This is a genomic window from Spirosoma spitsbergense DSM 19989, from assembly GCF_000374085.1.
In the GTDB taxonomy this organism is placed as follows: domain Bacteria; phylum Bacteroidota; class Bacteroidia; order Cytophagales; family Spirosomataceae; genus Spirosoma; species Spirosoma spitsbergense.
Genome location: NZ_KB893567.1, coordinates 1 through 12390 on the forward strand (window position 1 = coordinate 1; position 12390 = coordinate 12390).

Annotated in this window: 10 protein-coding genes; 3 read left to right on the forward strand and 7 right to left on the reverse strand. The window is 51.0% G+C overall.

The genetic code is table 11. The features are described 5' to 3' along the window. Positions 1 to 212, reverse strand: a 212-nt coding sequence (locus tag B157_RS35880) for a hypothetical protein (protein WP_041952245.1), incomplete at its 3' end; no start/stop codon positions are given. Between the two features lie 124 nt (positions 213 to 336). Here B157_RS35880 and B157_RS0122425 point away from each other — a divergent pair. Continuing rightward, the gene (locus tag B157_RS0122425; protein ID WP_020605554.1) at positions 337 to 1227 is read left to right on the forward strand and encodes an NAD(P)H-binding protein; all 891 of its coding nucleotides are present in this window, start codon (positions 337 to 339) and stop codon (positions 1225 to 1227) included. Between the two features lie 230 nt (positions 1228 to 1457). On the opposite strand, the gene dcp is transcribed toward B157_RS0122425, so the two are convergent. Together dcp and B157_RS0122435 are read right to left on the reverse strand one after the other, a co-directional pair. Continuing rightward, complete coding sequence (gene dcp / locus B157_RS0122430; RefSeq protein ID WP_020605555.1) at positions 1458 to 3584, reverse strand: peptidyl-dipeptidase Dcp; 2127 nt, start codon at positions 3582 to 3584, stop codon at positions 1458 to 1460. A gap of 498 nt (positions 3585 to 4082) precedes the next feature. Continuing rightward, the gene (locus tag B157_RS0122435; protein WP_020605556.1) at positions 4083 to 5225 is read right to left on the reverse strand and encodes a glycerate kinase; all 1143 of its coding nucleotides are present in this window, start codon (positions 5223 to 5225) and stop codon (positions 4083 to 4085) included. Positions 5226 to 5491: 266 nt separating this feature from the next. On the opposite strand from B157_RS0122435, the gene B157_RS0122440 reads away from it, so the two are divergent. Continuing rightward, a complete protein-coding gene (locus B157_RS0122440; RefSeq protein ID WP_020605557.1) occupies positions 5492 to 6340 on the forward strand; it encodes an SDR family oxidoreductase in 849 nt (282 codons plus the stop codon). Between the two features lie 99 nt (positions 6341 to 6439). Here B157_RS0122440 and B157_RS0122445 read toward each other — a convergent pair whose 3' ends face one another. Beyond that, complete coding sequence (locus B157_RS0122445; RefSeq protein WP_020605558.1) at positions 6440 to 7303, reverse strand: porin family protein; 864 nt, start codon at positions 7301 to 7303, stop codon at positions 6440 to 6442. Between the two features lie 209 nt (positions 7304 to 7512). Here B157_RS0122445 and B157_RS0122450 point away from each other — a divergent pair, with 209 nt between their 5' ends. Continuing rightward, positions 7513 to 8226, forward strand: coding sequence for an SDR family oxidoreductase (locus B157_RS0122450; protein ID WP_020605559.1), 714 nt, complete (start codon positions 7513 to 7515; stop codon positions 8224 to 8226). A 1-nt stretch (position 8227) separates the two neighbouring features. Here B157_RS0122450 and B157_RS0122455 read toward each other — a convergent pair whose 3' ends face one another. From B157_RS0122455 to B157_RS0122465, 3 genes are all read right to left on the reverse strand, one after another. After that, positions 8228 to 10213, reverse strand: coding sequence for a S8 family peptidase (locus tag B157_RS0122455; RefSeq protein ID WP_041952246.1), 1986 nt, complete (start codon positions 10211 to 10213; stop codon positions 8228 to 8230). 166 nt (positions 10214 to 10379) lie between these two features. Next, positions 10380 to 10895 carry a hypothetical protein gene (locus B157_RS0122460; RefSeq protein ID WP_020605561.1) on the reverse strand — a complete coding sequence of 172 codons (516 nt, stop codon included), beginning with the start codon at positions 10893 to 10895 and terminating at the stop codon, positions 10380 to 10382. Positions 10896 to 10923: 28 nt separating this feature from the next. Continuing rightward, positions 10924 to 12387: a SusD/RagB family nutrient-binding outer membrane lipoprotein gene (locus tag B157_RS0122465; protein WP_020605562.1), complete on the reverse strand. Its 1464-nt coding sequence runs from the start codon at positions 12385 to 12387 to the stop codon at positions 10924 to 10926. Positions 12388 to 12390 lie beyond the last annotated feature (3 nt).

The following is a 12390-nucleotide window of genomic DNA, read 5'->3' on the forward strand; positions in this document are numbered from 1 at the left end:
TTCAGCTGAAACAGGATGAAAAACAGGCAGTCCGGGTAAGTAGCTAGCTTGAGTTCTACCTCAATATTATCGGCTAACTCGTTGATGGAGAGTCCATGAATAAACTCATAGGATTCGCCAAAATGGTAAGCCAGCAAGTGAAACTGCTGACTGGTCAAGCCGGTAGTCGCTTTCCACTGGCGGTCATTACAAATATGTTGGTAGCTAAGCATGAATGAGTAACTTAGGTTCAAATCGGCGGGNTCCCTAAAAGACCCTAACTGACTGAAAGTCAAATTACACCAACTCTAGTGTAGAAAACCCCGGACAACGTATCAACTAATTGACTGACCAACTATGAACTACCTCATTACTGGCTCACTGGGCCACACCAGCAAACCCATTGTGGAAGGCCTCATTAAAGCAGGCAATCGTGTTACCGTCATTACCAGTAACCCAACCAATGCCGAAGCGATTGAGGCTCTGGGTGCCAAAGCCGCTGTTGGTAGTGTGGAGGACGCAGACTTTTTGACGGAGGCTTTTGCTGAGGCTGATGCGGCTTACCTGATTATTCCACCCAAGGGGAATGTTTCGGGCTGGCGGGCCTTTCAAAACCAGATTATTGACAACTACATTGCAGCCCTCGAAGCCAACGATATTCGGTTTGCGGTACTGCTGAGCAGCGTAGGCGCCGATTTGGGCCAGGGCGTTGGACCCGTTGACGGCTTATACGATGCCGAACAAAAACTAGCGAACGTGCCGGGACTAAACAGCAAGTTTCTACGCCCCTCTTACTTTATGTACAATCTGTTTGGTATGATCGGGATGATAAAAAATATGGGTATCATGGGCAGTAACTTTGGCGCCGATACCCTGGTGCTCACCCATACCGATGATATTGCCGAAGTTGCCCTTCATGAACTCCTGACGCTGGGTTTCACGGGTCATCAGGTACGTTACATCGCCAGCGACGAACGGACCGGGGCCGAGATTGCGCAGGTTCTGGGCGAAGCCATCGGCAAGCCCGAAACACCCTGGATTGTGTTTTCTGATGCCCAAAGCCTGGAGGGGATGAAAGGAGTCGGGATGAGCGAAGAAATGGCCGTTTCATACACCACAATGGGAAAATCAATCCGGGAGGGCACTATGCAGGCTGATTTCTTCAAAAATAAACCCGCCTACGGGAACACAAAATTGGAGGATTTCGCCAAAAATGAATTTGCCCCTGCTTTTGGCGCACAAGGATAACCACAATCCCGATTGTAGTTATGTTTGTATGAACTAAAACTGCCCACGTTTCACGGAATCCGGTTTCAGATACATATCCCAACAGCCACAAGGACTGATCATGTACGAACGCATTGGAACCGGATAAACGGGTTGAGCCTTTCCACCCCTGACTTACTGGTTAGCCGCTTTCTTGCGCGACGCACTTCCTATCGACAGAAGGGCATTTTGTCGACAGGAAGCTGATCATCTCACAGCAGTCCCCGCTTTTTAAGCATCGGATCACTGATGGGGTCATGGCCCCTGAAATCGCGAAACATCTTACCGTACTCGATTGTGTTCCCGCGCGATAGGATCATATCCCGGAAACGCTGACCATTGGCCCGGCTCAGTCCGCCGTTTTCCTGGAACCAGGCAAACCCATCCTGCGCCAGTACTTCTGTCCAGGCATACGCATAATAACCCCCGGCGTAGCCATTGCTCCAGATATGCAGAAAATAACTCGACCGATAGCGCGGAGGTACCTGCGGTAGATAGAAACCTGTTTTTTTCAGGGCGTCCAGTTCAAATTTGTCCACATCCTGAACGGCGGCATCGGCTGGTAAGGTATGCCACTGCATATCGAGGGAGGCAGCAGCCAGGGCTTCGGTAAGCGCGTAACCCTGATTGAAGGTGGCGGCTTTCTTGATTTTATCGACCAGGGCCTGGGGCATTGGCAGGTTAGTCTGGTAGTGTACGGCATAGTGTTTGAACACATCCGAATACAGCGCCCAGTTCTCATTGAACTGCGAGGGGAACTCGACATAATCGCGCGCTACGTTCGTACCAGAGAGCGCAGGATACTGCTGGTTGGCAAACAAACCGTGCAGGGCATGACCAAATTCATGAAACATGGTTGTTACGTCCGTAAAGCTGATAAGTGCAGGCTGTCCGTCCGCCGGTTTGGGGAAATTACAGACGTTATAAACTACCGGCTTGGTCCCCAGTAGTTTCGACTGTCCTACCAGATTGCTCATCCACGCACCGCCCTGTTTATTCTCCCGCTCGAAATAGTCGCAATAGAACAGGCCCAACTGGCTTCCATCTTTATCGAACACCTCAAATACGCGGACATCCTTCTGGTAGACCGGCAGGTCTTTACGTTCCTTAAACGTGATGCCGTACAGTTGCGTAGCGGCATAAAAGACCCCGTTCACCAGCACATTGTTCAATTCAAAATAAGGCTTCACCTCGCTATTATCCAGATTGTATTTCTGTTTGCGTACCTGCTCGGCGTAGAAATTCCAATCCCACGGCTGTAGCTGGAAACCGCCCTTCTGCTGATCGATTAAACGCTGTATGTCAGCTGCTTCTGCGTTGGCTTTCGCGGTGGTTGCCGGTGCTAACTTGCTCAGGAACTGGTCAACCGCTTTGGGCGTTGCGGCCATCTGGTCCTGAAGTTTCCAGGCAGCGTAGTTGGGGTAGCCCAGGAGTTTGGCTTTGTCGGCACGTATCTGTACCAGTCTGATAATGGTTTTACGGGTATCGTTGCTATCACTTTTTTCCGCGCGGGTCCACGAGGAATTAAATAATTTCTCCCGCAAACTCCGATTGGCAAGCGATTGAAGCAGCGGTTGCTGGGTTGTATTTTGTAACAGGATGAGCCATTTGCTCGCCAATTTGTTCGACCTGGCATTCTGCGCCAGGACCTCTCTATCGCTCAATGCCAGTCCGGCTAGCTGGGTTGTGTCATCAACCACAACACTCCCCGCTTTATTAGCGGCCAGTAACTGGTTAGTGAATTTAGCGGTTAAGGTTGCCTCTTCGCCGTTGAATGTTTTCATGGTCACTTTGTCGGCATCGGATAGTTTGGCACCCGCTAATACGAACTGCTGATAATAGTACTCCACCAACCGGTTCGATTCTGCATCGAGCTTCAGGTCGGCCCGTTTGGTGTAAACTGCTTCGACCCGTTTGAATAGGTTCGTATTCAGGAAAATAGCATCCAGCATAGCCGCCTGCTTTGGCGCTATTTCCTCCTGTAGCTTTTGCAGTTCGGGGGTTGTATTGGCCCCCGTCAGCAGGTTAAATACATTGTTGACACGGGTGTATAGTTGGCCACTTTTTTCAATAGCTACCAGGGTATTGTCGAACGTGGGGGCTTCTGTATTTTCGGCAATCGTCGTGATTTCTTCCTGCTGCTGGTTTAACCCATCCACCAATGCAGGCTTAAAATCAGTTTCTTTCAGTTTATCAAAGGCAATCGTTTGATAAGGCAGTGTACTGGGTGCCGCAAACGGATTGCCGGATGACGTACTTTTCTCTGATTGATCCCCTTTATTACACGAACTGGCAACTACTAGTAAAACCAGGGGTGCCCATTTGGTTACGGTATTCATCGACGGAATTTGAAGGGTTAGAAGGTTAGCTATTTATGTACGCAGAAGGAACACTTTATGAGGTAAAAGTGCCGGTCAGCACCAGTAAATTTTCAGAATATCAAGTAAGTACATAAAAAAGCAGACAACCGAGCTCTAAATATCTCTGCTGGTAAGGTGCATCCTGTAGCGTGATATTTGACGAACCGGTCTTTCTAGTTTTTATATACGCACAACATATACAAGTACGCTAAATTGCGGAACTAAAAATGCCTGAGAATCAGGCATTTTTAGTTCCGCAACTATCTTGAAAGGTGTTTACTGCATCGTCAATGAAAAATAAAGGAACGATTCTCTCTTTATACTTCCAACCCCGCTGTAATTCAATTTATTATACGGTGATTCTATTGGGGACAAGCGGGTTTTCTGCTGGAGATGATGCCTATAAGGTGGTATATCTGCTAAAGCTCACGGGGCAACTCAAAAATGCAATACCATTACTCTATCCAATCGTTTACGCTATCGCGTCATCTTCACGCAAGACAGTAAAGAGCCTAGTCGTAAACCCTGTTCTTCCAGTAGTTGACCCGTCTGGGCCAGGGCTGTTTCGAGGGACATTGGCCCCGGTGAAATGGACGTGGCGTATAACACACCCGGCTGGGCCAACACCTGCCGCGTGTCCTGCAATGTGCCACACACTAGTATCGTCGGAACGTTCTCTTCCCGCGCCAGTGCCAGCAAACCCGATACTAGTTTGCCCTGCCAGCTTTGAGCATCAACCCGCCCCTCGCCCGTGATGAGGAGGTCAGCCTGGCGCAGTTTGTCCCGCATGTTCAGTACCGCAAACAGGTAGTTGGTAGCAGGTATGATGGATGCATCGAACAGGGCCGCCATCCCGCCCGCTACGCCCCCGGCGGCACCCGCCCCCGGCACCTGACGAATGTTTTTACCAAGTGTCTGCTCAAACACAGTTGCCAGATGCTCCATTCCTTCATCGAGGTAATGGCGGGTGGCGGAATCGGCCCCTTTCTGTTCGCCGAAAACGTGGGCGGCTCCGGCAGGGCCACAAAATGGATTGGTAACGTCGGTCAGGATACGCAGCCTGACAGGTGACTTTTCGGTTAGCCAGGTTGGCGGCACGAGGGTATGCACAGTCGACAGGTTCTCGCCCGTTGGCGACACGGGCTGCCCGGCAGCGTCCAGAATAGCATATCCCAGCGCAGCCGCAATACCCAGCCCGGCATCATTGGTGGCACTCCCCCCAACAGTCAGAATCAGGTCGGTATAGCCCCGGTTCAATGCATCGGCCATGAGTTGACCTGTTCCACCCGTGCTGGTGTAAAGGCAGTTGCGTTCGGATAGGGTAAGTCGTTCCAGCCCCGATGCCTGCGCCAGTTCGACGATGGCAGTCTGCGTACCGGTCAGCCACAGATACCGCGCCGTTATAGGGCGTCCTAATGGATCAGCTACCGGGCAGGAAATCCACTCCGACGGCACTGTTGCATGAAGCACATCAAGTGTACCCTCGCCCCCGTCGGCCAGGGGCACTACTTCGTAGGTTGCCTCGGGAAACGTTTGCGCCAGGCCACGTTGCAGGCTCTGGCACACAGCCGAAGCAGGCAGGGCGTCTTTGAAGGAGTCGAAAGCAAGCAGAATATTCATAGTAGAGCCGCTGATGCTGAATACCAGAGCAGAAAAGCAGCATAAACACAAAAAAGGCAGTCAGCGTCCAGATATACCGGGGCTATACATTACGCACAAATATGAGCCGTCATGATCAGGCAGGCTGGTCGCTGGTGTATTTGACGCACGACCTGCACTGGCAATGTATCATTACAAGGCAGGAGGGCCTTGTGGCATCTGTTTTCGGTAAGTCCAGCCGTGGGCTTTGTATGAACAGTTTGCAGCTACAGCGAGTATACTAGTGTATGAAAGATAAAACCGTACTCATCACAGGGGCTAACTCAGGATTAGGGCTGGCTACTGCCAAAGCACTGGCAAAAAAATCGTTCGACCTGATTCTGCTGTGTCGCAGTGAAAAAAAAGGTCAGGATGCTATGGCCGATATTCAGCGCGACACGCCAACGGTCAAAGTCAATTTGGTAACGGCCGATCTCGCCGATCTTGACTCCGTTCGGGATGTTGCCAGAAAGATAAGCCAGCAATATTCCCGGTTAGATGTGCTGATCAACAACGCCGGCTACACCCCGGCGACCATTGAGTTTACGCCCGATGGGATCGAAAAATCATTTTATGCCAGCCACGTTGGCCATTTTGTACTGACCTGGCACCTGCTGGATTTGCTCAAAAAAACAGCCGCTGAAACGGGCGATGTCCGGATTATTAACCTGTCGTCGGCTGCGCACTTTATGGGTAAGAAAGCCCGCTTTTTTCGGCATATCGATAACCTCTCTACGTGGTCGGCTTATGGGGATGATAAACTGGCTAATATCCTTTTCACGAAAGGACTTGCCCGGCAACTGGACGGAACAGGAATACGTTCTTATTCCGTACATCCGGGAGCTGTGAGCACAAATTTTGGGAGTGATACGCCGGGTTTTGTTGGGCAGCTACTCAAAGTGGCGAGTCCACTGATGCGCTCGCCCGAAAAGGGAGCAAAGACCTCGATTTTCCTGGCAGCATCTCCCCTGAAGTCGATTGGTGACGGGAACAACGGAGGCTATTTCGCCGATAGCCAGTCGAAAGCAGTCAGTAACCGCGATGTAACGGATGAAAACGCCGACTGGCTTTGGGAAAAGTCGTTGCCTTTTGTGTGAGAAACCGGCAAAACAGCACGTATCCAGTACAGGGGATACAAAAATGACGATACCCAGGGGCTACCGCCATTTTAAACCCACTCTATGAGAAAAAACTTGTTAACGGCTCCCTAATGGTAATATATAACCGAGCGTTGCCTGTCCCAAAATTGTATTGGAATCGGTGGTGAAACCGCTGTCTGTATTGCCTAATAGATACAGTCCACGCCCCTCGATGGTAAGGTGCCCTGGTCCTGCTTTCAGTGCAACGCCGACACCGGCGGCTGCGCCGAAGCCAAATCGCCCTTTCGTATTGCTGACATCCATTTTCTTGCCATCGATGCTGGTACTGGCCATATAACTGGCATAAGGGCCAATGTTGACAAAGAACCGGTTTCCGGCGTAAGTACCCGTGGCTATTTTTAGAAATAACGGCACTTCAACATTATCGACAGCCTGCGTATTGGCCCCAAACACCGAATTATTCCTGACCGTATAGCGAGTGTAGTTGACCTCGGGCTGAAACGAAACGATACCCTTCCCCATCGTGAGTGTTATCCCCCCCACAAAACCAAGGCCGGGCGTGCTGGTAGGGCGTGTATCCGTAAAGGCGGGGTAGGTAATGCCCCCCCGAAAGCCGATGCGAATGCCAGACCTGCCCACAATCGTATTGGGTTGCCGTTGATTTCCGTCTGGCGCACCCGTTGGCGGCAAAACCGGGTTGCTGACTGACGACTGTTGCGCTTCCATTATCGAGTCAGTTTTGACTGAAACCGGTACACCAGCCGTACTAACTGGTTTTGTTGAATAACTATTGTATTGATCGTACAACTCCTGCCGTCTATTGGGCGTCTGCGTCGCAGGGGCCTGTGCCAGACAGGTGCGCAGGGGGAGAAGCAGCAGCAATACATAATAATAGGGTTTCATGTGTACCCGATTAGCAAATCGGTTCGGTAAGGTTAAGATGAATCTAATAAATTTCATAGTAGGACTGAGTAAACGGATAATTGGTTGAGTATACGGCTATTTTTTGCGGACATTTCAGAAAAAACGTCCGTTCGCCGGTTGGTCAACCAAACAGTTGGTGAATTAGTCAGTTAGGTAGTCGGTGAGTTGCTGACGTGAGCGTTGTGTATGTTTCAACAACTTATTTACTACCCTACTCACCGACTAACTAACTGAATTAACTGACTATGATAACCAACAACCAACGCATCGCTCTGATTACTGGAGCTAATAAAGGCATTGGAAAGGAAATAGCCCGGCAACTTGCAAAACGCGGATTTGCCGTATTTATTGGCTCCCGCGACATGGCCAAAGGACGCGAAGTGTCTGAGGAATTTTGTCAGGCCGGGTACGAAGCCACCTGTATTCAACTCGACGTTACTGACCCGGTCAGTATCCGGACGGCTTGTGGTACGTTTTCGCAGAAGGCAGATCACCTGGATGTATTGATCAATAATGCGGGGGTTCTGGAGGATCATGGCGAAACGATTCTTAAACTAAACGCCGAAATGCTCGACCGAACCCTGAAGGCCAACGTAACCGGTCCAATTCTGGTCATTCAGGATTTTCTGGCATACCTACAGAAAAGCGAATCAGGTGGCCGAATAATCAACGTGTCTAGTGGAGCCGGTGCCCTGACCGATATGACGACTTACGCGCCCGCATACAGCATTTCCAAGACAGCCCTGAATGCTGTGACGAAGCAGTTTGCCGGTGCATTGACGGAGCAGAATATTGCCGTTAACTGCGTTGATCCGGGCTGGGTTCGTACCGATATGGGTGGCCCGAATGCCAGCCGCTCTGTTGAAAAGGGCGCCGAAACCATTGTTTGGCTAGCCGCCGATGCTTCCCAATCCGAAACGGGGAAGTTCTGGCACGATAAGCAGGAAGTAGACTGGTAGATTATCTGAACCGTTGGGCGGGGCCGCCCGGCGGTTCAGACAGTATCATCTTCACCGCTTCGTACGCATTCAATACCCCTCCCGATCGGCTTAGCTGGCTGAATGGGACGGTTTGACCCGAACGGCCGGGCCTGCGAACGGTGATAGAGGGCTTGTATGCACTCTTCATAAGAATTTCTTTCACCTGCACCGCCGTTAGTTTCGGGAAGTAGGAGCGGAGCAGAGCCGCTACGCCCGCCGTCATGGGGGCGGCCATACTGGTACCCGACAGACTGGCGTAGCGATTATTGGGCAGCGTAGAAAGAATGGCGGTGCCGGGTGCAAACAAATCGACAGTCTGTATTCCATAGTTGGAGGAACGGCTGGGCAGGTTTTCATTCAATTGCCAGGTGCTGTTGCCCACAGTCAGTACATTTTGTGCGGTTTGTCCGTTGGCATATCGGGCCGATGGGTAAGCGGGCAGCGAATCGTAGTTCTCGCCGTTGTTGCCTGCCGCATGAACAATCAGCACATCGTGTGCTTCGGCGAATTGGATGGCCGCATCGATCTCTTCCTTAAAGGGCGAAAGCCGCTTGCCAAAACTCATGTTGAGTACTTTCGCACCGTTCTCTACAGCGTACCGGATGCCATTGGCTATGTCTTTATCGCGCTCATCCCCATTGGCTGGCACGACCGATACGGGCATGATCCGAACGTTGTCGGCCACGCCATCCATACCCCGTCCGTTATCCCGACTGGCCGCAATGATACCCGCCACATGACTGCCGTGCATGGCCAGTTCCTGCGATTGTCCGATCAGCATACGCGGACTTCCGTAGTAGCGTTCATTCACATCAGCAGGATTGTCGCCAATAGCTTTGCTGGGTTGGTAATCGGGGTTATACCCAATCATTGCTTCGCCACCCAATAGTTGGGAAAAACGCGTCCAGTTTTTACGAACAAGTGCCATATAGTTGCCGAATGAGCCGTATTGCGGGAGATAAGCATCGGCCAGCAGTGTTCGTACGGTCATAGCTACCGTATCGGTTCCCACGTTAGCACGCTGAATGGCAGTAGTCGATGTCGTAGTATCGGGTAAACGGGCCTGTAGTTGACGGGCCACCCGCCAGAAATTTGTCGTATCGGCGAAAGCTTTATAGATAGACCGGTTTGCCTGATAGCGTTGTAGAAACTGTTTTTTGGCGATTTGGTAGGTATCGTACTGACGCTTGTTGCGGGCCGTGATTTTCCCGGGATCAATGGTATCGTATTTCTTTTTCAGCAATACATACGTTTGGGTTATCTCTGGCTGACCGTACGCTGATGTTGTGCCGTCCGGGGCACCCATAAAGTTCCAGCCGTTGCGGTCGTCGATATAGCCATTTTTATCGTCGTCAAGATTATTATCGGCTATTTCGGTTGGGTTGGTCCAGATTACGTCACGCAGGTCTTCGTGGGTAATGTCAACACCCGAATCCAGCACACCCACTACCACCGGAACCGCTGTCCGACCGGCCAGTAGGGTGTAAGCCCGGTACAGACTGATACCCGCCACCGAATCGGCCACGGGGTCAAGATAGGGCCAGTTGAAAGGAGGTGTACTGGGATTTGCCCGCTGGCGAATGAAGGTTGTTGATGTACCAAACAGTTTTTGGCGTTCCGGGCAGGCGTCACTGAGGGGCTGCAAATGAAATTCTTCCCCATTGTTGATGTACAGGAGCCGATAAAGCCCGATACTGGTTAGGTTGCAGGTATTTCCCCCATTTATCTTTTTGACCAGCAGACTGTCGCCTGTTTGCTGATACAGCATTACATCGGTCGGAACCTTATTTGTTCCGGCGGAGATGAGCAACGTATCGTCCCGGAAACGGACTGTTATCGTTGCCGAATCTGGAGAAAGAGTGGTGTGTTGCCAGCGCGTGTTTCGTAGGGAAAGCTGTGCTTGCGCATTCGTAAGCAGGAAGAAAAAACAGGAAAACGTCAGCAAGACGGATTTATGGAGGTTCATACTAAAGTCGGGTAACGGTCATCTAAACCAGGATTGATGTTCTTTCGTGTACTACAGAAACCACTTACCTAACGAATTGATGATAGGCTCTCTGTTATCTGGCGTACTATAAAAACAAAAAGCCCTCCGGGTTGGGAGGGCTTTTTGTAAAATATTAATCAGTAAATCAGGCTACAACCCGTACCCGAACTGGCTCAGGTACGATTTGCGTACCATCATCCAGCGTTACCAGGAAGAGAAACTGAATTTCGGTAAAGTTCGGTAGCGCAGCCGGTACGATAGATACCGTTGGATACTTCGTCTTGACAGCCGCAATGGTTGTTGTAAAAACCGCTGTGGTACCGTTGCCCGGAATGGGTGCCGTATTGAAGGCCGTCGTGGCTGTAGCTGTGTTTAGCGTACCAACGTTAATACCCGTAGCACCACCCACCACTTTGGTGATCTCTTTGATTGTACGACCACTCGACGCCGGAATCGACAGCGTGAATTGAATAGCACCGCCAGCCGCCAGCGAACTGGTGATGTATGGGTTGAAGCCAAACGTAGTGGTGCCTGGAAACGTCACCGGAACGGCTGGACGCCGGTCCTGCACCAGATCGCTATAAACCAGATCGTCTTTGCAGGAGAAACCGCCACCGGCCAACAAGGCAAGCAGCAACATGCGTATGATTTTATTTTTCATTGAATTGCTTGGTTGAAGTCCTCATTTATTAATCGATATCCCACCAAACGCGAACGTTCGATTGAGGTGCCGGGTTGGGGAAGTTAGGATTACGCTGGAGTTCGTCGTTGATATATACTGCCCGAACGGGTAACGTACCATCAATACCGGTAGCATTCTGCGACAGTTGCAAAGCGGGATACCCCGTCCGGCGGTAGTTGTTCCAGGTTTCAAGGCCATTACCCGTGAAGGCGATGTACTTCTGGGTAATGATCTGCGCAATCTTCTGCTCATTTGTGCCCGTCAGCGTAGCCACAGTTGGGTTAGCTGTAAGGTACGCCGTGATCTGGGCGGGGGTCAATCCGGCCAGTGTCATGGAGGCAGTAACCCCTTCGGTATACAGCGCCTGCGGATCGCCGGGAGTACCCAGGCGAAGGGCGGCTTCTGCCAACGAAAATGCGCGCTGGAAGTTGGTAATAAACCGGACAGGGCCTTCGCCAGCGTTACCTACTACATACTTGTTATAACGCGACCAGTTGGCCGTTGGTGTAGGCAGTGTACCCCGGAAACCATTGTCAATAGTTACGTAGTTGGCACCCGGTTTGGTGAAGAAAATGGGCAGACGTGGGTCGTTCAGGCTCGTGAGCAGGTTTAGGTAACGAGTACTCATAATCAGGTCGTTCAAAAACGTGCTTACGTACACATACGTATACCGTGGATCCTGGCTACCTACACTGGCACCGAAGGTGAAATTCATGTCACCAGCGTTGGTTTTGATGTAGTTGTTACCCGTTAACACTTCATTGATGACAGATGTAGCCAATGCGGGTTCTTTCCGGCTGATGGTCATGGCGAACTTCAGCATGATCGTGTTGCCAGCCTGTTTCCACTTGTTCAGGTCACCTTTAAAGATAATATCATCAGAACCGGGCGTAACGCTTGAGGGAGAATCGAGGTCTTTGATTCCTTCGCGAACCAGGTCAAACAGACTCTGAATCCCCAACGTAGCGTTTCCTTTGTAAATATCCTCCTGCTTGTCAAGCCGGGGGGCCGTAAAGGCTTCGCCCTGTAATGCCTGCGAGTAAGGAACATCCCCCCATACATCGGTAGCGATACTAAATGTGTAAGCCTTAAGAATTTTGGCAATACCTGAATACGCTTTCGCATTGTTGGCATCGGCCAGTTGGATCAGTTTCTGGTAGTTGACCAGCGCACCGTCATAAATCTCACCACTCCACTGGTTGCCAAAATCGGCTCCATTGGTATTGTAGGTATCATAGGCAGCTGGGCTGTTACCTGCCCCGGCTAACTGCTGCGTCAATACGGAGGTGAACCGGTTTAGTTCGTTGGCATTGGCAAAGGCTGTACCAGCCTGAGCACCTGGCAGCAACACCGCCGGTGTTACTGAGGTGGGGTTGTTAGGCGTAACGTTAACGTCTAAATACTTGCTACACGCTCCCAGCCCCAGAAAGAAGGGGATGAGCAGATAGCTTTTTGACACTATAGATTTCATGAG

Bases quoted from the DNA above. Each gene is read 5' to 3' on its own strand.
- B157_RS0122445 (WP_020605558.1), bottom strand. From the start codon at position 7,303: ATGAAATTTATTAGATTCATCTTAACCTTACCGAACCGATTTGCTAAT.
- B157_RS0122440 (WP_020605557.1), top strand. From the start codon at position 5,492: ATGAAAGATAAAACCGTACTCATCACAGGGGCTAACTCAGGATTAGGG.
- B157_RS0122435 (WP_020605556.1), bottom strand. From the start codon at position 5,225: ATGAATATTCTGCTTGCTTTCGACTCCTTCAAAGACGCCCTGCCTGCT.
- dcp (WP_020605555.1), bottom strand. From the start codon at position 3,584: ATGAATACCGTAACCAAATGGGCACCCCTGGTTTTACTAGTAGTTGCC.
- B157_RS0122425 (WP_020605554.1), top strand. From the start codon at position 337: ATGAACTACCTCATTACTGGCTCACTGGGCCACACCAGCAAACCCATT.
- B157_RS0122450 (WP_020605559.1), top strand. From the start codon at position 7,513: ATGATAACCAACAACCAACGCATCGCTCTGATTACTGGAGCTAATAAA.
- B157_RS0122465 (WP_020605562.1), bottom strand. From the start codon at position 12,387: ATGAAATCTATAGTGTCAAAAAGCTATCTGCTCATCCCCTTCTTTCTG.
- B157_RS0122455 (WP_041952246.1), bottom strand. From the start codon at position 10,213: ATGAACCTCCATAAATCCGTCTTGCTGACGTTTTCCTGTTTTTTCTTC.
- B157_RS0122460 (WP_020605561.1), bottom strand. From the start codon at position 10,895: ATGAAAAATAAAATCATACGCATGTTGCTGCTTGCCTTGTTGGCCGGT.